We start from the raw sequence: 20,865 nt of genomic DNA, 5'->3' as shown, positions 1-20,865 counted from the left end.
CGTTCGCCGCGTCACGGGGTCAGGCCGGGCCCCAGTTCGGGGTCGCGGGCGGCTCGGACCTCCCAGCGGCCACGGGGCGCGCTCGACACGGCGCTCCGGATCCGGCCGCACGGGTGTGGCGGGGGCGAGGAGCCGCTCGAACTCCTCGCGTTCCACCTCAGGTACGTCACTTCCCCCTCGTCGGTGACGAAGGCGACCGGCTGCTAGTGCTGGATCAGCCGCCAGTTCCGGGCGCCGCGCAGCCAGCCCGGCCGCCCTCCCATGCGATCCGCGAGGACCTGTCAACGAACCTCTACCGGAAGGCCGATGGGTGATCGTCCCCGCCGGCTCACGCGTCCCAGAGTGCGCCGAAGGCGAGGAGTTCGGCGCGGTACTCGATACGGCCCTCCCAGTCGCGGGGCCAGGCGTCCGCGCCGAGGTGGGCGCCCGCGAAGGCGCCGGCGAGGCAGGCGATGGAGTCGGAGTCGCCTCGCGTACAGGCCGCTCGGCGCAGGGCCAGGAGCGGTTCCTCCGGGAAGAGGAGGAAGCACTGGAGGGCGGTGGCAAGAGCCTCCTCGGCGATCCAGCCGTCACCCGTCGTCAGGCAGGGGTCCGTTTCCGGGGACGGCGTGCGCAGGGCCGCCGCCAGCCGGTCCAGGACCGCCAGGCATTCGTCCCAGCCGCGCGCCATGAAGGATTCGGCCGAGGGGTCGCAGGCCGTCCGTGTCCAGAGGTCGCCGAGCCAGCGCTCGTGGTAGCGGGTGCGGTTCTCCAGGGCGTACGAGCGCAGCTGCCCGACCAGCCCGGTCACCTCGGTGCCCTGGGCCAGCAGGTACACGGCCCGCGCCGTGAGGTCGGAGGCGGCCAGAGCCGTCGGGTGGCCGTGGGTCAGGGCCGACTGGAGCTGGGCCGCGCCGGCCCTCTCCTCCTGCGTCCAGTCCGGCACCAGCCCGGCCGGAGCCACCCGCATGTTCGCTCCGCAGCCTTTGGAGCCGAGCTGGCTGGCGTCGCGCCAGTCCCGCTCGGGCAGGTTCAGCAGGCTGCAGGCCTTCAGGCAGGTGCGGCCCGGGGCCCGGTTGTTCTCCGGGGAGTGGTACCAGTCGACGAACTCCTCCCGGACCGGCCGGGCCAGCCGCAGCGGGCCCACCCGGCCCCGGTCCGCGGCGGTCCGTATGCCCCGGGCGAAGGCCAGTGTCATCTGGGTGTCGTCGGTGACGATCGCCGGCCGGGGCAGTTCCATGGACCGCCAGGGGCCGGTCTTGGCCAGGATCCCCGGTACGTCGTTGAACTCCGTCGGGAAGCCGAGCGCGTCTCCCAGCGCCAGGCCCATCAGGGCTCCGGTCGCCGCTCGCTTCGTGTGCCTGGTCGTGGTCATCGCACGTGTCCTTCCGAGGGGCGCAGCAGGGGCGGGTGCAGGGTGGTCGCGGGACCGGGCCGGTAGAGCGCGGCCGGTTTGCCGCGGCCCCCGGTGAGCCGGGCGGCTCCGGGCACGGCCTCGACGAAGCCGGGCGTGGCCAGGACCTTGCGGCGGAAGTTGGGGCGGTCCAGGGCGGTGTCCCAGACGGTCTCGTAGACGGCCTGGAGCTCGCCGAGGGTGAACTCGGGCGGGCAGAAGGCGGTGGCCAGGCAGCTGTACTCCAGCTTCGCGCCCACGCGGGAACGGGCGTCCGCGAGGATCTCCGCGTGGTCGAAGGCCAGTTGGAAGGCCGGATCGCAGGCCTCCCCCACTGCCGCCCAGCGGGCGCGGTCCGCGTCTCCGCCGCCCCCGGCCACCGGTTCCGGCAGATCGGGGACGAGCGCGGTGAAGGCCACCGAGACGACCCGCATCCGGGGGTCGCGGTCGGGTTCGCTGTAGGTGCGCAGCTGGTCCAGGTGCAGGGCGGCGATCACCTCCGCCGACAGGCCGGTCTCCTCGGCCAGTTCACGCCGGGCGGCGGCCTCCGCGGATTCCCGGGGCAGCAGGAAGCCGCCGGGCAGCGCCCAGGCTCCCGCGTACGGCTCCTGGCCGCGCCGGATCAGCAGGACGTGCAGGATCCCGTCGCGCACGGTGAAGACGGCGAGGTCGACGGTCACCGCGAAGGGTTCGAAGGCGTGCGGGTCGTAGCCGTGTCCCTGTCCGGTTGCACTCATCGGCTCCGCTCCCGCATCCGTCCGGACACCTGCCCCGCCACCGCCACCGGATCCGCCACCCGTTCCGGCAGCGGATCGGCGAACTGCCAGCCTTCCGCCAGGAGTCCGTCTACGGCCGCCGCCGCAGCCGCCAGCCTCGTCTCCCGGTCCCCGCGGAGCACGAGGAAGCGCTTCCCGGTCCGCTCCAGTTCCGCCAGGAACCGCCCGGTCATCCACGGCCTCAGCTGTGGTCCGTCGCGGAGCCCGTCGTCCTCGAAGGGCACGTCCGCGTGGTCGGTGAGCAGGTACAGGTCCCGCCGGGTGCCGGCGGCGATCCGCTCGACCTCCTCGTTGCGCCCGCCCATGTAGCGCTCGTGCCAGATCCCGGTGGCGAAGGAGTCGGTGTCGCAGAAGAGCACCGGTGACCCCAGCCGGGCCGCCCGCTCCTCCTCCGCGTCCTGCCGCCGTGCGATCACCGGGAACTCCGCCGAGGTGAAGCTCACATCGGCCCAGGTCGCCGCCGGGTCCGCCGCGCGCGCCTCCGCCAGCCGCTCCTCGCTGTACCGGCGGCCGTACTCGGCGACCCAGCCCGTCTTCGCCCACACCCCGCCGCGCTCCCGCCAGTGCGCCGCCAGCGCCCGCGACAGCGTGGTCGTGCCGGTGGACTCGGCGCCCAGTACGACGACCCGCCTGGTCAGTGCGGCCCGTACGGCGGGTCCCAGGAACTCCCAGTTCCCGACGGGGTCGGCCCGTACGGCCGTGCCGGACACCGGGAAGAGGGTGCGTTCCCGGTCCACGCAGACCGCCTCGGCCGCGAACCGCCGCGCGAGCTCGGTCCCGTAGGCCTCGGAGGTGAAGACGGCGTCGACCGGCCGGCCCACCGCGCCCCGGAAGATCGCCATGTGGGCCTCCCAGACCGCCGGGTCGTGGAGGTCGACCGGGATGTCGTCGACCGCTCCGACCACGTCGGCCCCCGGGTGCGCCTCGCGCACCCAGGCGACCCGGTCGGCGAGCGGTACGGACTCCACCGAGGCCGCGCAGACCAGTACCGTCAGCCGCTCGCACTGGTCCTGAGCGGTGCGCACCAGGTGGTGGTGGCCGGCGTGCGGCGGATAGAACTTTCCGAGGACCAGCCCGTGGCCGTAGCGCTTCATGCCATCGCCTGCCGCGCCTGGTGGGCTCCGCGGGCGGGGAGCGCCCGGCGCCAGCCGAGCAGTCCGGCCACGCACAGGCCGAGGAAGACGACGTAGAGCAGCGAGGTCAGGTAGAGCCCCTGGTAGATGTACAGCGGGATGTACACGAGGTCGGCGGCGATCCACAGCCACCAGGATTCGACGAGCTTGCGGCACTGCCCGTAGGTGGCCATGAGCGAGAGCCCGGTCGTCAGCGCGTCCCAGAACGGGACGGTGGAGTCGGTGACCCGGCTCAGCAGGAGGGTCAGGCCGAGTACGCCGACCGCTCCCGCCGCGGCCAGCACGGCCCACTCGGCGGCGGTGGTACGGCGTACCGGCAGGGCCGAGGCCGTTCCCGGTCCGCCCCCGTGGGTCCAGGACCACCAGCCGTACGCGGCGAGGGCGATGAAGACGATCTGCAGCCCGGCGCCGGCGTAGAGGCCCGCCTGGGCGAAGAGCACGATGAAGAACACGTTGTTCGCGATGCCGATCGGCCAGTTCGCGATGTGCTGCCGGGCGACCAGCCAGACGCACACGGCCCCCGTGACGAACCCGAGGATCTCGGTCCAGCTCGTCTGCCACCCCATGACACCCCTCCCGATCTCTTTATAGTCAGGTTGACTATAAACAGGTCGGGGGGTCCGGCACAACCGAAAAACCCGCGGCGCCCAAGGGCACCGCGGGTTCTGGAGGCCTTCAGGGGGCCGGGTACTACAGACCGACCTCGCGCATGAGCATGCCGACCTCGGTGTTGGTCAGGCGGCGCAGCCAGCCGGACTTCTGGTCGCCGAGCTCGATCGGGCCGAAGCCCGTACGGACGAGCTTCTCGACCGGGAAGCCGGCCTCCGCCATCATGCGGCGGACGATGTGCTTGCGGCCCTCGTGGAGGGTCACCTCGACCAGGTAGTTCTTGCCGAGCTGGTCGATGACACGGAAGTGGTCGGCGCGGGCGTACCCGTCCTCCAGCTCAATGCCGTCCTTGAGCCGCTTGCCGATCTCGCGGGGCAGCGGGCCGGTGATCGCCGCGACGTAGGTCTTCTTCACGCCGTACTTCGGGTGCGTGAGGCGGTGGGCCAGCTCACCGTGGTTGGTGAGCAGGATGATGCCCTCGGTCTCGGTGTCGAGCCGGCCGACGTGGAAGAGACGCGTCTCACGGTTGGTGACGTAGTCACCGAGGCACTGGCGGCCGTCGGGGTCCTCCATGGTGGAGACGACACCGGCCGGCTTGTTCAGCGCGAAGAACAGGTACGACTGGGTGGCGACGGTCAGGCCGTCCACCTTGATCTCGTCCGTCGGCTTGACGCGCTTGCCCTGCTCCAGAACGATCTCGCCGTTGACCTCGACGCGCGCCCGCTCGATGAGCTCCTCGCACGCGCGGCGCGAGCCCATGCCGGCACGGGCGAGCACCTTCTGCAGACGCTCGCCCTCCTCCTCGGCGCCCGGGAAGGTCTTCGGGGTCTTGATCACGGGCTTGTCGGCGTAGCGGTCGCGCACGCGCTCCTCGATCCGCGCCTCCAGCTCACGCGGCTTGGACTGGCCGCTGCGGCTGCCGGGGCCGATGCGGGGGCCGCCCGCGCCGCCGATCGCGGGGGCCTTGGAGGTCTTGGGGCCGCCCTTGGCGCCACCGCGGGCCGCCGCGCCGCGCGCACCGCCACGGTTGCCGTCGGCCGCGCCACGGGCACCGCCGCCGCCCGCCTTGGCACCACCGCGGCCGTTGCGCTCGCCCTCGGGGCCTACGTCGTAGCGACGCTCCTCGGGGCGGGGGTTGCGGATGCGGGGGGCCTGCTCGCGGTCACGGTCACGCGAGTCGGAGCCACCCTGGTAGCCGCCGCTGGAGCCGCCGCCCTGGTAGCCACCACCGGAGGAGCTGCCACCACGGGAGCCACCACCCTGGTAACCACCACCGGAAGAGCTGCCACCACGGGAGCCACCACCCTGGTAACCACCACCGGAAGAGCTGCCACCACGGGAGCCACCACCGGAGCTGCCGCCGCCCTGGTAACCGCCACCGGAAGAGCTACCGCCACGGGAGCCACCACCCTGGTAACCACCAGAGGAGCTGCCCCCACGCGAGCCCCCACCGGAGCTGCCGCCACCCTGGTAACCGCCACCAGAGGAGCTGCCACCACGGGAGCCACCACCCTGGTAACCACCACCGGAAGAGCTGCCACCACGGGAGCCACCACCGGAGCTGCCACCGCCCTGGTAGCCGCCGCCCGAGCTGCCCCCGCGGGAGCCGCCGCCCGAGCCGCTGCCCCCGCCGGAGCCGCTACCGCGGTAGCCACCGCCGCCGCTGGAGCTGCCGCCGCGGGAGCCACCGCGCGCGCCGCCACCACCGCCGCTGCTGTTCCTGTTGCCGCCACCGTTGTCGTTGCCGCTGCTTCGCATCAAAGTTCCGTCGTCTTGTCGTCTTCATCGGTATCCGGTGCATCCGGATCGAACGACGGAACACCCTCTTGCGTCTCGGCTTCGATCGCGTCCGCCTCGGGGAGGAAGGGCGCGAGCTCCGGGAGCTCGTCCAGGCCACGCAGGCCCATCCGCTCCAGAAAGTAGTTCGTCGTCCTGTACAGGATCGCACCTGTTTCGGGTTCCGTCCCCGCCTCCTCGACCAGACCCCGCTGGAGGAGGGTGCGCATGACCCCGTCGCAGTTGACTCCGCGGACCGCCGAGACCCTCGAGCGGCTGACCGGCTGGCGGTACGCGACGACGGCCATGGTCTCCAGGGCCGCCTGGGTGAGACGGGCCTGCTGGCCGTCCAGGACGAAGGCCTCGACCGCCGGGGCGTAGTCCGCCCGGCTGTAGAACCGCCAGCCTCCCGCGACCAGCCGCAATTCGAATCCGCGGCCCTGGACCTCGTACTCGTCCACCAGCTCGCGCAGCGCGTCCGCGACCTCCCGGGGAGTCCGCTCCAGCACCTTGGCCAGGTGCGCCTCGGTCGCCGGCTCGTCCACGACCATGAGTACGGCTTCCAGGGCCGGCTTCAGCGCAAGCCCGGCCGGATCCGCCGGCCCGGCCGCCCGCGTCGCCTCCTCGCTGCTCATTCCTTGACCTCCACGATCCGGTCGAACTCGTCCGTCACCTTCGGCATGCCGTCCCCGTCCCCGCCGCTCCAGCGCACCGTGAGCGTCTTCAGGGCCTCTTCTTGGTCCAGAACCACGGCCTTCTCCCGGTAGAGCTCCAGGAGGGCCAGGAAGCGCGCCACGACGGTCAGGGTGTCGGCGGCGCCCTCGGTGAGCTCCTGGAAGGTCGCCTCGCCGCGTGCCTTGAGCAGCGCCACGACCAGCGCGGCCTGCTCCCGGACGCTCACCAGGGGCGCGTGGATGTGGTCCACGTACACCTGCGGCTTCGCGCGGGGCTGCATCGCCTTGACCGCGAGCCTCGCCAGCCCCTCCCCGCCGATGCTGATGACCACCTCGGGGAGGAGCTCGGCGAGGTGCGGCTCCAGTCCCACGGTGCGCGGGTACCGCCTGGCCTCGGTGTCGGCCCGCTCCTGGAAGATGTCGGCGATCCGCTTGTACGCCCGGTACTGCAGCAGCCGGGCGAACAACAGGTCCCTGGCCTCCAGCAGCGCGAGGTCCGCCTCGTCCTCGACCTCCGCGACGGGCAGCAGCCGGGCCGCCTTGAGGTCGAGCAAGGTGGCGGCGACCACGAGGAACTCGGTCGTCTGGTCGAGGTCCCAGTCGGGCCCCATGGCGCGGATGTACGCCATGAACTCGTTGGTGACCTCCGACAGCGCGACCTCGGTGACGTCGAGCTTGTGCCGGGAGATCAACTGCAGCAGCAGGTCGAAGGGCCCTTCGAAGTTCCCGAGCCGCACGGTGAACCGCCCGTCCGCGGCCGGATCCGGTGCAGGCGCTGCCGGCTCCGGTGCGGGCACTACCGGGTCCGGTGCGGGCTCGGCCCCGACGGGGAGTACGGGGGCGTCGGCAGGGGGTGCGGGTTCGTCCCCCGGGCTCCCGGAAGGGGCGGGACCGGGACCGGGCAACTCCTCCGTCGCCACCGGTACGGGGGCACCCGGGCCGCGGCCCAGCGAGCGGCGGGGCGGGAGTCCGGGTTCGGCGGGAGGGGGCATCGCGGTCCTGGGTGGTACGGAGGGGAGCGGCCGATCGGGCCGGGGCCAGGGGCCAAGGCTCCCACGGGCGGCGGCCCCGGGAGCGGGGACCCGCCTCGGGCGCGCTCCGGACTCGGGCGCGCTCCGCGGGGGCCTTGTGGCCGGGCCGGACTCCGGCGGGACCGGCGCCAGGGACGCCGGGGCCCGCTGGGCCGGGGGCGGCCGGGCCCGGGGCCTGCCGGGGCGCCGGGCCGGCGCCGGTGGTTCGGGGCCAGGAGGGGCTCAGCGGCCCCTGAGGCGGCGGACCAGGATGCTCGCGTCGCCGCGGGATTCCAGGTCCGCCAGGACCACCGCCACGGCCTCGCGGACGATCCGCCCGCGGTCGACCGCCAGCCCGTGCTCACCGCGCAGCACGAGCCGCGCGTGTTCCAGGTCCATGAGCTCCTCCGCGGAGACGTAGACCGTGATCTTCTCGTCGTGCCGCTCGCGCCCGCTGGGCCGCCGGTTGGCACCCCGGCCCTGCCCCTTGACCCGACCGGGGGTGGGGGCCGGGACGGCGTTACCGGAACCTTCCTGCGGCCGCCGCTGCGGGCCTACGCCCGGCTCCGTGCCGGCCTCCCGGCTGCGGCCCTCTCCCGCCGTGCCCTCCGCGGCCGTCGCCGCATGCTCCACGCCCCGCCCGGAAGAACCCGAGGGCGACGTCAGCGCCATCCCCCCGGTCGTACGGAACAGTTCGTCGGCTCCGGGCAGACTCACTCGGCGGGACACCGGGCGAGCACCTCCCTGGCCAGCTGTCGGTAGGCGGCGGCGCCGACGGAGTTGGAGGCGTACGTGGTGATCGGCTCGCCGGCGACCGTGGTCTCCGGGAACCGCACCGTGCGGCCGATGACCGTGTGGTAGACGTGCTCGTCGAAGGCCTCGACGACGCGCGCCAGCACCTCACGGCTGTGCACCGTACGGGAGTCGTACATCGTGGCGAGGATGCCGTCGAGCTCCAGCTCCGGGTTGAGCCGCTCCTGCACCTTCTCGATGGTCTCGGTCAGCAGGGCCACACCGCGCAGCGCGAAGAACTCGCACTCCAGCGGCACGATGACCTTGTGAGCCGCCGTCAGGGCGTTCACGGTCAGCAGACCGAGCGAGGGCTGGCAGTCGATCACGATGTAGTCGTAGTCGGCCATCAGGGGCTTCAGCGCCCGCTGCAGCGAGGACTCGCGCGCGACCTCGCTGACCAACTGCACTTCGGCAGCGGACAGGTCGATGTTGCTCGGCAGCAGGTCCATGTTCGGAACCGCCGTCTTGAGCAGCACCTCGTCGGCCTGCATGCCCCGCTCCATGAGCAGGTTGTAGACCGTCAGGTCGAGCTCCATCGGGTTCACGCCGAGACCCACGGACAGCGCGCCCTGCGGGTCGAAGTCGACGAGCAGCACCCGGCGCCCGTACTCGGCGAGTGCCGCACCCAGGTTGATGGTCGACGTGGTCTTGCCCACGCCGCCCTTCTGGTTGCACATCGCGATGATGGTCGCCGGCCCGTGGTCGGTCAGCGGACCCGGGATCGGGAAGTACGGCAGCGGCCGTCCGGTCGGGCCGATCCGCTCACGGCGCTGGCGGGCAGCGTCGGGGGCGAGAGTGGCCGCGTACTCGGGATCGGGCTCGTACTCCGCGTCGGGATCGTAGAAATGCCCCTCGGGCACCTTGTCGTAGTCGGCGAAACCCACGGGCTTTTCGCCGCTCGGGTCGCCGGCCCTGGAGTTCACGTCTAGGCCGTCCATGCTCTTTTGAGGCGTCGTCATGTGCTGGTGGTTTGCGAAGGTGCGGACCGCGATGGATCCGACCGCTTCGATTCCGGCAGGACCCTGGCCCCGCGCAGGCCCTCCTGATCGACCACCTCCAGGAGCAAATGTCGACTCATTCACAAGTCGTCTTACCTCCTCGGACGTGACCAGGACACTTATCGATAGGTCAGCGTGGCACCATGCCGACGGTTGGCGACTCTATGGCGTGTCACCACTCAGCGGCAACACAATCCGCCGGACCCACCGTGATGTGTCGGCAACCGAACACCACTCTGTCAAGGGCGTACGAGCTGTCGCCGAGAAGTTTCGCGGGTGCGCGAAAGGGTTAAAGGGTTACGTTCGAGGCGAGTTGAGTGGCCCTGGCGAGGCCCCCTCGAACGCCTCCGGCCGGACCTCGCGAGCAAGGTCCGGCCGGATACGTGAGATTGACGTCAGTCGTTGACGACTCAGCCGAGCAGCGCGCTCAGCTCGAGGGTCTGGAGGCCGTGGGCCTCGGCGACGGGACCGTAAACGACCTGGCCGTCATGGGTGTTGAGGCCCAGAGCCAGCGCCGGGTCACGGCGCAGCGCCTCGACCCAGCCGAGGTTCGCGAGCTGCACGATGTAGGGCAGCGTGGCGTTGGTCAGCGCGTACGTGGAGGTGTTCGGCACCGCGCCCGGCATGTTGGCGACGCAGTAGAAGACCGAGTTGTGGACCTGGAAGGTCGGCTCGGCGTGAGTGGTCGGACGGGAGTCCTCGAAGCAGCCGCCCTGGTCGATCGCAATGTCGACAAGGACACTTCCGGGCTTCATCTTGGCGACGAGCTCGTTGGTGACCAGCTTCGGAGCCTTCGCACCCGGGATCAGCACGGCGCCGACGACGAGGTCGGCCTCGATGACGGCCTTCTCCAGCTCGTAGGCGTTGGAGACGATCGTCTTGATCTTCGTACCGAAGATCTTGTCGGCCTCGCGGAGCTTGTTGATGTCGCGGTCCAGCAGGGTCACGTGGAAGCCCATGCCGACGGCGATCTGCACGGCGTTCCAGCCGGAGACGCCACCGCCGATGACCACGCACTCGCCGGCGTGGGTGCCGGGGACCCCACCGGGGAGCACGCCGCGGCCGCCGACCGAGCGCATCAGGTGGTAGGCGCCGACCTGCGGGGCCAGCCGGCCCGCGACCTCGGACATCGGGGCGAGCAGCGGCAGGGCGCGGTTGGCCTGCTCGACCGTCTCGTAGGCGATGGCGGTGGTGCCGGACTCCAGGAGGGCGTCCGTGCACTCGCGGGAGGCCGCGAGGTGCAGGTAGGTGAAGAGGGTCTGGTCCTTGCGCAGGCGGTGGTACTCCTGCGCGATGGGCTCCTTGACCTTCAGCAGCAGGTCAGCGGTCGCCCAGACCTCGTCGGCGGTACCGAGGATCTCGGCGCCGGCGGACACGTACTCCGCGTCCGTGATCGAGGAACCCACACCGGCGTTCTCCTCGATGAAGACCTGGTGGCCGTTACGGACCAGCTCATGCACGCCGGCGGGCGTGATGGCGACCCGGAACTCGTTGTTCTTGACCTCGCGGGGGATGCCGACCTTCATCGTGGCTCACGGTCCTTGGCTCAGGGGATGTTTCGGAGTACTTCCATACAAACCCGTTCACAAGAACGCGCAACGGGATGCACCAGGGGATGACCTGGTGAAGCCAGTCTAATGAAGGATGAGCAGCTGTCTAGCCTTGCAAACGAATAATCTTAGTCGGAACTACTACGGATTTCGCAGGCCGCGGGGTCGTCCCCGAGCAATCTGTCCGCTGCGGACCTGTGCAGCCTCGCCGCCGCGGGATCACCCAGCCGGTCCAGCGTGTCCGCCAGCCGCACCTGCAGCGCGGCCTGAAGCCGCAGGTCCCCGGCCTTGCGCGCCAGCTCCACCGCGGCCCGGCAGGTGTGCAGCGATTCCTCGGGCCGCCCCGCGTACTCCTGGATCCGCGCCATCTCGCTCAACGCCTTTGCCTGGCCCGGGACATCGACCAGCTTCCGGTAGCCGGCCGAGGCCGCCCGCCAGCTCCGCAGCGCGTCCCCGTACCGGCCCGCGTACGTGTGTACGTTCCCCAGCCGCCCGTACAGCCGCGCCTCGTCCGCGCGCTCCCCCCGCGCGAGGGAGTGGGACAGGGCCCGGCCGAACCAGTCGCAGGCCCGATGCCAGTCGCCCAGCTCCTGGTACGCGCCTCCTACGGATTCCATCGCGCGGCCCGCCGCGTACGGGTCGTTCGCCGCCTTTCCGGCGTCCAGCGCGGCCCGGTAGCGCTCCAGCGCCTCCCGCGTCCGGCCGGTCCCGGCGTCCAGGTCGGCCAGGTTCAGCAGTGCGGCGGCCTGTTCCCGGTGCAGATCGCGCCGCTCGGCCACGTTCAGGACGAGCCGGTGCAGCCCGTACAGCTCGGGAGCGGCCCCGGCCGTGCCGCGGTGCTCGGAGAGGGCCCCCGCCAGGGCCGCCACGAACCGGCGGGCCAGGGTGTCCAGCTCCCCGTCGGCCACAGCCAGCGAGGCGGCCGCGGACAGTGCGGGCAGCCGGGTGTTCAGCCAGGTCTCCGCGGCCCGCCGGTCGGCGAAGCGCAGCGCGCGCGGCACCCCGTCGAGCTTCTCCGGCCCCCCGACGGCGTCGGGGCCGTCCTCGTCCGGTTCCGCCATGGCCCGGCAGGAGAGCAGCAGCCGTACGGTGCGCTCCAGCATCCGGGCCCGGGCGAGCTGGACCTCGGCGGGCCGCTCCTTGGCCTCCAGCAGGGCCTGGAGCAGGGGCGCGAGGCAGCCGGGGAGCTGGTACAGCCCGTCGCGGGCCGACCTCAGCAGGCCCAGCGCGGCGAACTCCTCCAGGATCGACTGCGCGGCGGCCACGGAGCAGCCGGCGAGGGCGGAGGCGACGTGGGAGTCGACGAGGCCGGCGGGGGCAAGCGGAAGCAGCCGCACGGTCCGCTGGGCGGGTTGCGGGAGGGATTCGTAGACGAGCCTGAAGGCCTTGGCGAGCGGGCCGCCGCCGGCGGCGGGCATCTCGTGGAGCTGCTTGCCCACGTCCGCCACGGAGGCCTTGGGCCGTGCGGCGAGCCAGCCGCCCGCGAGGGCCAGCGCGGCGGGCTGGCCGCCGCATTCCTCGGCCAGGGCTTCGGCCGCGCGCGGGTCGTTGGCGACGCGGATGTCGCCGATGCGCTGGACGAGCATCCGGACCGCCGAGGGGGTGTCGAGGCCGCCGAGGGTGCAGGGGCGGACATCCGGAATCCCGGTCAGGGGGCCCTCCGCGGTGACGACGACCAGGCACTCGGGGGTGTCCGGCAGCAGGGCGTCGACCTGGTGCGGATCGGAGGCGTCGTCGACGAGGAGGACGGCACGGCGGCCGGCCAGGGCCGTGCGCAGCGCCGAGCTGAGCTCGTCCTCGGCGGCGCCGGGCGGGGTGGGCTGCCCGAGCCCCTCCAGGAGGGTGCGGACGGCCCACTCGGTGGCGACGCTCTCGCCGGTGGGGGCGGTGAGCCGGACCTTGAACACCCCGTCGGGATAGTCGTCGGCGATCTCGCGCACCAGTGCTTCGGCGAGGGCGGTGCGGCCGGAGCCGGGGCGCCCGGCGACGAGCAGCACGCGGGCCCGTGGCGACTTGGCCTTGCGGCCGGAGAGGGTGTCGAGCCCGGTTCGCGCGATGTCCTCGCGGAGCTCTTTGAGCTCACGCCGCCGCCCGACGAAATCCGTCACGGATCCGCTCCTCTCGCTGCCTTCGGATTGCGAGCGTAGTTCACGGAGAGCGACGAACAGGGTGGAGCGCGGCGGACAAATCGCCCGATCGGATCAGCCGATAGCCCGTTTTTACGATGTCGGGGCGCACGGTGGGTGGGCGCGTGCGGCCCGGTCGGCCCGGCGCGGCGAAGTCCCCCGCCTCCCTTCCACCGTTCCCCGGGCGCGGCCCCGACCCGTCCTCGAACGCCGGACGGGCCGAAAGAGCGCCTCGATCGCCGGCGGGGCCGGCGATCGAGGCGCGCAATGGGGCTACGCCTCGTACGGGCGGGCCGGCCAGGGGGACTCGGCCGGCCGGAGGGAGGCCAGGGGCGGGTCGGCGGCAAGGGCCGCGGACAGGGCCAGGGCGCCCGTCACCAGCCCGGGGTTGCCCAGCTCGCCCGCCAGGATTCCCCGTACGAGATCGGGCAGCGCCACCCACCGCACCTCCATGTCCGCCTCCTCCGAACCGGACTCCGCGTACCGCTCTCCGTCCGCCTCGGAGACACCCCGCGCGAGGAAGATCCGGGTGGCCTCGTCCGAGCCGCCGGGGGACGCGTAGAAGTCGGCCAGCACCCGCCAGTCCTCGGCCTTGATGTGCGCCTCCTCGTACAGCTCGCGCTGGGCCCCGTGCAGCGGGTTCTCCCCCACGACGTCCAGCAGGCCCGCCGGGAGCTCCCACAGCCGTCGCCGCACCGGGTGGCGGTACTGGCTCAGCACCAGCACCCGCCCCGCCTCGTCCAGGGCCAGCACGCACACCGAACCGGGGTGCACCTGGTAATCGCGGCGGGCCACGGACCCGTCCGGCATCCGTACCCCGTCGGAGGCCACCGCCGTCTTCGCGCCCTGGAACGGCCGCTGTGTCGACACCGTCTCCCAGGATTCCGCCGTGTCCTTGATCTCCATGCCCCGAAGCCCTCCACAACGCGCGACAGCCGGGGTACGGATCTCCGTACCCCGGCTGTCTACGTTATGCGTTCGTACTGCTACTTCGCGGCCTGCTGCCGCTCCACGGCGGCCTTGACCAGGCCGGCGAACAGCGGGTGCGGGCGCGTGGGGCGCGAGCGCAGTTCCGGGTGGGCCTGGGTGGCCACCAGGTAGGGGTGGACCTCGCGCGGGTACTCGACGTACTCGACGAGCTTGTTGTCCGGGGAGGTGCCGGAGAAGACCAGACCGGCCTTCTTCTCCAGCTCACCGCGGTAGGCGTTGTTGACCTCGTAGCGGTGACGGTGGCGCTCGTCCACGTACGCCTGGTCGCCGTAGACCTCGCGCACGATGGAGCCCTCGGCGAGCTTCGCCGGGTACATGCCCAGGCGCATGGTGCCGCCCAGGTCGCCCGCGCCCTCGACGAAGGCCAGCTGCTCCTCCATCGTGGAGATCACCGGGTTCGCGGTGGAGGCGTCGAACTCGGTGGAGTTCGCGTCCTCGATGCCCGCCAGGTTGCGCGCGGCCTCGATGACCACGCACTGCAGGCCCAGGCACAGGCCGAGGAGCGGGATCTTGTTCTCGCGGGCGTAGGTGATCGCGCCGACCTTGCCGTTGACACCGCGGTCGCCGAAGCCGCCGGGCACGCAGATCGCGTCCACGTCGCCGAGCACCTCAGCGGCGCCCGCCGGCGTCTTGCAGTCGTCGGAGGCGACCCACTTGATCTCCACGCGGGCCTTGTTGGCGAAGCCGCCGGCGCGCAGCGCCTCGGTCACCGACAGGTAGGCGTCCGGCAGGTCGATGTACTTGCCGACGAGCGCGACCTTGACCTCGTGGTCGGGGTTGTGGACCCGGTCCAGCAGGTCCTCCCACACGGTCCAGTTGACGTCGCGGAACGGCAGGTCGAGCTTGCGCACGACATAGGCGTCCAGGCCCTCGGTGTGCAGGACCTTGGGGATGTCGTAGATCGACTTGGCGTCGATCGCGGCGACCACGGCCTCTTCGTCGACGTCGCACATCAGCGAGATCTTGCGCTTGATCGAGGTCGGAACCTCGCGGTCGGCGCGCAGCACGATCGCGTCGGGCTGGATGCCGATGTTGCGCAGCGCCGCGACCGAGTGCTGGGTCGGCTTCGTCTTCAGCTCGCCGGAGGGGCCGATGTAGGGCAGCAGCGAGATGTGCACGACGAAGACGTTGTCGCGGCCGACCTCGTGGCGGACCTGGCGGACGGTCTCCAGGAACGGCAGCGACTCGATGTCGCCGACCGTGCCGCCGACCTCCGTGATCACGACGTCGACGTCGTCGGTCGCCATGCGCCGGATGCGGTGCTTGATCTCGTTGGTGATGTGCGGGATGACCTGCACGGTGTCACCGAGGTACTCGCCGCGCCGCTCCTTGGCGATGACCTGCGAGTAGACCTGGCCGGTGGTGACGTTGGCCGAGCCGTCGAGGTCGACGTCGAGGAAACGCTCGTAGTGGCCGATGTCCAGGTCGGTCTCGGCGCCGTCGTTGGTGACGAACACCTCACCGTGCTGGAACGGGTTCATCGTGCCGGGGTCGACGTTCAGGTACGGGTCGAGCTTCTGCATCGTGACCCGCAGGCCGCGCGCCTTGAGCAGCGCACCCAGGCTCGAGGCCGTCAGGCCCTTGCCGAGGGAGGAAGCGACACCCCCGGTGACGAAGATGTGCTTGGTCGTCATGGATTTGGGCGGCATCGCCAAGAGGGGGCTCCCGTGGGTCGCGAGGTGAGGTGCGTCCGGCGCCTGCCACCGTCGATCCGGAGGGGTCTCAGGGGGCGCCGAAGCTGCGGTTTCGGGGCTCCTGATTCGCACAGGCAGACCACCGGTCCACGGGATACCAGCCTATCAGCGCCCGGAGCCGTCCGCCTCCGGGCACGCGGCGCGGGGGTCTTCCGCGGGCCCGGCGGAGGGTGGCAGGGGGACGTCGCGGCCCCGCGGCGGCCCTTCACCCGTTTGACCCAGCCACATTCTTCCGGGGCTAAAGGTGGTCACTAGGGTGCCGACATATCCTGCTCGGATATCGCACACATCGGGGCCGAGCAGTCCGTCGGACGGCCTAGCCGGGCCGGTATGCGGAATCATGGCTCACGCGGGGATGCCCACACACAGGTGACCGCGCACGCGCAATGTAAGCGCCCCTAGGGGCGGACGTGCCGTTCGACTGGAGATGCAACGTGTCCGGGCGCATCGAGGATTACGCATTGATCGGGGACATGCAGACCGCCGCACTGGTCTGCCGGGACGGGGCGGTGGACTGGATGTGTCTGCCACGTTTCGACTCCCATGCCGTGTTCGCGAGCATCCTCGGTACCGAGGATCACGGCTTCTGGCGGATCGGCCCGGCCTTCCCACCGGGAACCGAGCCGCCGCGCGCCACCCGCCGCCGCTACCGCGGCGACTCGCTGGTCCTGGAATCCGAGTGGGACACCCCGCGCGGAACGGTCCGGGTGATCGACTTCATGCCGCCCCGCGAGAACCACGCCCCGCAGCTGATCCGCATCGTGGAGGGCGTCAGCGGGCGCGTCCCGATGCGCTCGGCGCTGCGCATGCGGTTCAGCTACGGGCGGGTCGTGCCCTGGGTCCACAAGGTCGACGGGCGCACCGTGGCCGTGGCGGGCCCCGACTCGGTCTGGCTGGACACCGAGGCGCAGACGTACGGCAAGGACCTGACCACGTACTCCGACTTCACCGTCGGACCGGGCGACCGGATGGCCTTCAGCATCAGCTGGGAGCGCTCGCACCTCAGCGCGCCGGAGGCGCCGGACCCCGAGGCCGCGCTGGAGTCGACCACCGACTTCTGGCGCGAGTGGGTCGAGCAGTGCACGTACCACGGGCCCTACCGGGAGGCGGTGGTCCGCTCGCTGATCACCCTCAAGGCGCTCACGTACGGCCCCACGGGCGGGATCGTCGCCGCGCCGACCACCTCCCTGCCGGAGGAGATCGGCGGGGTCCGCAACTGGGACTACCGCTACACGTGGCTCCGGGACGCCGCGATCACCCTCTCCTCGCTGCTGCGCACCGGCTACCGCGAGGAGGCCCGCGCCTGGCGCGAGTGGCTGCTGCGCGCGGTGGCCGGCGACCCGGAGAACCTGCAGATCATGTACGGGATCGCGGGCGAGCGGGAGCTGGGCGAGACCGAGCTGGACTGGCTGCCTGGCTATGAGAATTCCCGTCCGGTCCGTGTCGGCAACGGCGCCGCCGGGCAGCTCCAGCTCGACGTGTACGGCGAGGTCACCGAGGCCCTGCACCTGGGGCACATGACCGGCCTGGCCCGCAGCGACTACGCCTCGCTGCTCCAGCTCAAGCTGATCCGCTACCTGGAGACGCACTGGGACCAGCCCGACGAGGGCATCTGGGAGGTGCGCGGACCGCGCCGGCACTTCGTGCACTCGAAGGTGATGGCCTGGGTCGCGGTGGACCGCACGATCAAGCTGATCGAGAGCGGGGACGCCGACGGACCCCTGGAGCGGTGGCGCGAACTGCGCGACGAGATCCACCAGGACGTGTGCGAGAAGGGCTACGACAAGGAGCGCAACACCTTCACCCAGTCGTACGGGTCGAAGGAGCTGGACGCCTCCCTGCTGCTGATTCCGCAGATGGGATTCCTGCCGCCCGACGACAAGCGGGTGATCGGCACCATCGAGGCGATCCAGCGCGAGCTGTCCACGACCGACGGCTTCATCCTGCGCTACCCGACGGCGGGCGAGGAAGCCGGCGTGGACGGTCTGGAGGGAGACGAGGGGGCGTTCCTGGCCTGTTCGTTCTGGATGGCCGACGACCTGGCGATGATCGGGCGGGTGGACGAGGCGCGGCGGCTCTTCGAGAAGCTGCTCTCGCTCCGCAACGACCTGGGCCTCCTGGCGGAGGAATGGGATCCCAAGCTCCAGCGCCAGGTCGGCAACTTCCCCCAGGCCTTCAGTCACGTCCCCCTGATCGACACGGCCCTGCGGCTGACGGCGAGCGGTGCGTACGGGGGCTGACTAACCTGGAGGGGTCGTAAGCTCCTCCGCCTCTCCCTGAAGGGGGTAGCCATGGCTCCCCTCTCGAAGGCGGGCACGGCACTCGCCGAGCTCCGCGAGGACCTGTCCGGAGCCGTCCTGACTCCGGACGGTCCGGGGTACGACGAGGCCCGCGCCCTCCACAACGGGATGATCGACCGCCGGCCGGCCGTGATCGCGCAGTGCGAGAGCCCGGTGGACGTGGTGACCGCCGTGCGCTTCGCACGGCGGCTCGACCTGCCGGTGGCGGTGCGCGGCGGCGGGCACAGCGTCGCCGGGATGTCCCTCAACGACGGCGGCCTCGTCGTGGACCTGCGCCGGATGCACGGGGTGACGGTCCATCCCGGGGCGTCGGCCGTCAGCGTCGAGGGCGGGGCCACGATGAGCCACCTGGACCGGGCCTGCGAGCCGTACGGGCTGGCGACCACCGGTGGGCGGGTCTCCACCACCGGGGTCGGCGGCTTCGTGCTGGGCGGCGGAACCGGGTGGCTGGACCGCAAGTTCGGCCTGGCGGTGGACAACCTGCTCGCCGTGGACCTGGTCACGGCCGACGGCGACATGGTGACGGCGACCGCGCAGGACCATCCGGAGCTGTTCTGGGGGCTGCACGGCGGGGGCGGGAACTTCGGCATCGCGACCTCCCTGACCCTGCGGCTGCACGAGCTGCCCTTCATGTCCCTGGCGTTCCTGCTGTACCTGCCGGAGCACGGGCCCGAGATGGTCCGTACGTACCGGGACGTCATGGAGTCCGGGCCGCGCGAGGCCGGCGGCGGCGCCATCTACCTGACCGGCCCTCCCGAGGAGTTCGTCCCGCCGCACCTGGTCGGCCGGCTGCTGGCGGGCGCGCTGATCACGTACGCGGGCCCGGAGGAGGAGCTGCGCGCGCTGGCCGCGCCACTGCTGGCGATCCCGCACGAGGCCGAGATGGTGACGGCCCTGCCCTACGCGGACCTCCAGTGCATGCTCGACGATCCGCCGGGCATGCGGAACTACTGGTCGGCCGAGTACCTGACCGGTATGCCCGACGAGTTCGTGGACGTGTTCTGCGCCCGCGCGGACTCCATGCCGGTGCCGAGCGGCACCCAGCACGTGGTGTGGCCCCAGGGCGGCGCGATCGCCGAGGGGCCGGCCGACTACCCGGTGCCGTTCCGCGGCGCCCCCTGGGCAGTACACCCGTTCGGCGCCTGGGAGGACCCGGCCGACGACGAACGCGTCCGCCAGTGGGTCAAGGACGTCCGCGCCGACGTGCGGCCGTGGAGCACGGGCGCGGTCTACCTCAACTTCACGGGCGACGAGGGCGGAGACCGGGTGGAAGCCGGCCTCGGATCCGACAACATGCGACGGCTGGGCCGGTTGAAGCGGGAGTACGACCCGGACAACGTCTTCCGCTTCAACCACAACATCAAGCCCACGTAGCCGCGGCGCCGTGTACCCGCGGGAGCGTGTGCCCCCGGGGCCGTGTGGCGCCCGGGCTCAGCTCAGGGCGGTGATGACCTCCTTCGCCGCCCGCTCCCCCTCGGTCGCCCCGCCTTCCATGAACCCCTGGAAGTCGTAGCTGCAGTGTTCACCGCCGAGGTGGATCCGGCCCTGCGCGGTGCCCTCGTACTTGGCGTACTTGTGCAGGTAGCCGGTGGGCCAGTACGAGTACGCGCCGAGCGCGTACGGATTGCGATGCCATGCCGACAGCTGGGCCCGCCCGGTCCAGGCCGCTTTGGTGCCGGGGAAGAACGCGTCGATCCCGGTGAGCATCCGGCCCGCGAGGGTGCGTACGTAGGGGTCGGAATCGGTGGCGAAGGGGCTGCCCGGAGTGAGCGAGACGGCCAGGCTGCCGCCGCCGTACTGGAGCAGGATGCCCCCGTTGCCCGGCTGGACCTTGGTGGTGTCCCAGGTCTGCTGGACCTCGGTGTCGGTGAAGCAGTCCCCGGCGGACACCCCCGGCCAGGGGCCGGTGCCGCGCCAGGGGCGGCTGGTGAACTGCATGTTGAGCTTGGTGCAGTAACCCATGCGGGCATCGCGCAGCAGGTTCTTCATCAGCGGGTCGAAGCCGGCGCCCGTGATGTCGATCCGCTGGAGGACCGGCAGCGGCAGGCACAGGATCGTGTGGTCGGCGACGACGGTCCGGGTGGCGCCCGCGTCGTTGAAGGTCAGCGTCTGGGTGCCGTCGGCGGAGACGCGTACGGCGAGCAGCTCGCGGCCCATGACGATCGAACCGGCGGGCAGGGCCTGGGCGATGGCGTTCGGCAGCCGGTCGTTGCCGCCGGTGATGTGGTAGCGCTCGTTGGACAGGCCCCAGACGTTGAAGTTGCCCGGGTTGGTCTGGTAGCCCATCAGCAGGACGAGCGCGAGGGCGGACTGCTGGTCGGTGTCGGCCCCGTACTCGACGTTGTACGCCACGTCGATGAAGCGGCCGAGCTGCGAGCCGTGTCCGCCGGGGATCCGGGTCTCGATCCACTCGTACAGGGTCATGTCGTCCAGGGCGGTACCGGCCGGGGTCGTGGAGTTCCAGGACACCTCGCCGGCTTCCTGGAGGTCGCGGCGCAGGGCCTGGTAGACGGCGTTGAAGTCCTCGTCGGCCTGGTCGCGCGGGTAGTACGTCCCGTTGAGCCAGAGGATCTCCTCGGCCCCGTTGGGCCCGCCGCCGAGGAAGTCCTCAACGGGGAGGTTGAAGCGGCGGCACAGTTCGAGGATCTTCTTGTGGCTGGTGTCGATCAGCTCGCCGCCGATCTCGGAGGTCTGCCCGTAGGCCCACAGGGAGCGCTGGGTCCACATCCGGCCGCCGACGCGGCTCGGGTTGGCCTCGTAAAGGGTGAAGGGGACGCCCGCGTCCTTGAGGGTGAGGGCGGCGGTCAGGCCCGAGATTCCGGCCCCGACGATCGCGACGCGGGCGGGGGCTACGGGCTTCTTCTCCGGCAGGGCCTCCACGGCGTAGGCGTTCGCGCCGGCAGAGGAGGCCAGGGCGGTGCCGAGGCCGAGCGCTGCGGCCCGGCCGAGGAGTTGGCGGCGGGTGGAGCCGCGGACCTCGGCGACGGGCAGGCCGAGGCGGCGGGCGGCGGCGTGTTCGGCGGCGAGCTGCCGGAGCGCGTGCATCAGGGGCGTACGGGCCATGG

At 71.7% G+C, this 20,865-nt stretch carries 16 protein-coding genes; 2 read left to right on the top strand and 14 right to left on the bottom strand.

Going from position 1 to position 20,865, the window contains the following annotated elements:
- Nucleotides 1–328: 328 nt before the first annotated feature.
- The 13 genes from OTB20_RS35460 to OTB20_RS35400 all read right to left on the bottom strand — a co-directional run bounded on the left by OTB20_RS35460 (nt 329) and on the right by OTB20_RS35400 (nt 15,455).
- On the bottom strand, nt 329–1,354 hold the full coding sequence (locus OTB20_RS35460) for an ADP-ribosylglycohydrolase family protein (RefSeq protein WP_267823948.1): 1,026 nt from the start codon (nt 1,352–1,354) through the stop codon (nt 329–331).
- Complete coding sequence (locus OTB20_RS35455) at nt 1,351–2,109, bottom strand: NUDIX hydrolase (RefSeq protein ID WP_267823946.1); 759 nt, start codon at nt 2,107–2,109, stop codon at nt 1,351–1,353. Before OTB20_RS35455 ends, OTB20_RS35460 begins: the two co-directional genes overlap by 4 nt.
- Nucleotides 2,106–3,242, bottom strand: a complete 1,137-nt coding sequence (locus OTB20_RS35450; protein ID WP_267823944.1) for an AAA family ATPase — start codon at nt 3,240–3,242, stop codon at nt 2,106–2,108. The genes OTB20_RS35455 and OTB20_RS35450 overlap by 4 nt, the downstream gene beginning before the upstream one ends.
- Nucleotides 3,239–3,847, bottom strand: coding sequence for a nicotinamide riboside transporter PnuC (gene pnuC, locus OTB20_RS35445; RefSeq protein WP_267823942.1), 609 nt, complete (start codon nt 3,845–3,847; stop codon nt 3,239–3,241). The genes OTB20_RS35450 and pnuC overlap by 4 nt, the downstream gene beginning before the upstream one ends.
- A gap of 124 nt (nt 3,848–3,971) precedes the next feature.
- Entirely contained in the window at nt 3,972–5,648 is a 1,677-nt protein-coding gene (locus OTB20_RS35440) for a pseudouridine synthase (RefSeq protein WP_267823941.1), read from the bottom strand.
- Nucleotides 5,648–6,301 (bottom strand): SMC-Scp complex subunit ScpB, encoded by a 654-nt coding sequence (gene scpB / locus OTB20_RS35435; RefSeq protein ID WP_267823939.1) that lies wholly within the window; start codon nt 6,299–6,301, stop codon nt 5,648–5,650. Before scpB ends, OTB20_RS35440 begins: the two co-directional genes overlap by 1 nt.
- Entirely contained in the window at nt 6,298–7,332 is a 1,035-nt protein-coding gene (locus tag OTB20_RS35430) for a segregation and condensation protein A (protein ID WP_267823937.1), read from the bottom strand. Before OTB20_RS35430 ends, scpB begins: the two co-directional genes overlap by 4 nt.
- 261 nt (nt 7,333–7,593) lie before the next feature.
- On the bottom strand, nt 7,594–8,079 hold the full coding sequence (locus OTB20_RS35425; RefSeq protein ID WP_267823934.1) for a hypothetical protein: 486 nt from the start codon (nt 8,077–8,079) through the stop codon (nt 7,594–7,596).
- Nucleotides 8,064–9,224 carry a ParA family protein gene (locus tag OTB20_RS35420; protein ID WP_267758910.1) on the bottom strand — a complete coding sequence of 387 codons (1,161 nt, stop codon included), beginning with the start codon at nt 9,222–9,224 and terminating at the stop codon, nt 8,064–8,066. The genes OTB20_RS35425 and OTB20_RS35420 overlap by 16 nt, the downstream gene beginning before the upstream one ends.
- Before the next feature lie 326 nt (nt 9,225–9,550).
- Nucleotides 9,551–10,666, bottom strand: a complete 1,116-nt coding sequence (gene ald / locus OTB20_RS35415; protein WP_267758912.1) for an alanine dehydrogenase — start codon at nt 10,664–10,666, stop codon at nt 9,551–9,553.
- Nucleotides 10,667–10,818: 152 nt separating this feature from the next.
- Entirely contained in the window at nt 10,819–12,798 is a 1,980-nt protein-coding gene (locus OTB20_RS35410; protein ID WP_267823932.1) for a tetratricopeptide repeat protein, read from the bottom strand.
- A 291-nt stretch (nt 12,799–13,089) separates the two neighbouring features.
- Nucleotides 13,090–13,722, bottom strand: coding sequence for an NUDIX domain-containing protein (locus OTB20_RS35405; protein ID WP_267823930.1), 633 nt, complete (start codon nt 13,720–13,722; stop codon nt 13,090–13,092).
- A gap of 80 nt (nt 13,723–13,802) precedes the next feature.
- Nucleotides 13,803–15,455: a CTP synthase gene (locus OTB20_RS35400; protein ID WP_267823928.1), complete on the bottom strand. Its 1,653-nt coding sequence runs from the start codon at nt 15,453–15,455 to the stop codon at nt 13,803–13,805.
- 479 nt (nt 15,456–15,934) lie between these two features.
- Between OTB20_RS35400 and OTB20_RS35395 the strand changes: the two genes are divergently transcribed.
- Together OTB20_RS35395 and OTB20_RS35390 are read left to right on the top strand one after the other, a co-directional pair.
- A complete protein-coding gene (locus OTB20_RS35395; RefSeq protein ID WP_267823927.1) occupies nt 15,935–17,740 on the top strand; it encodes a glycoside hydrolase family 15 protein in 1,806 nt (601 codons plus the stop codon).
- A 51-nt stretch (nt 17,741–17,791) separates the two neighbouring features.
- Complete coding sequence (locus tag OTB20_RS35390) at nt 17,792–19,174, top strand: FAD-binding oxidoreductase (protein WP_267823924.1); 1,383 nt, start codon at nt 17,792–17,794, stop codon at nt 19,172–19,174.
- Between the two features lie 57 nt (nt 19,175–19,231).
- On the opposite strand, the gene OTB20_RS35385 is transcribed toward OTB20_RS35390, so the two are convergent.
- On the bottom strand, nt 19,232–20,863 hold the full coding sequence (locus OTB20_RS35385; RefSeq protein WP_267823923.1) for a flavin monoamine oxidase family protein: 1,632 nt from the start codon (nt 20,861–20,863) through the stop codon (nt 19,232–19,234).
- Nucleotides 20,864–20,865 lie beyond the last annotated feature (2 nt).

It is taken from the genome of Streptomyces sp. H27-H1, assembly GCF_026627445.1.
Taxonomy (GTDB): domain Bacteria; phylum Actinomycetota; class Actinomycetes; order Streptomycetales; family Streptomycetaceae; genus Streptomyces.
The sequence above is the reverse complement of the archived record's forward strand: the minus strand, read 5'-3'. Positions and strand labels throughout refer to the sequence as shown.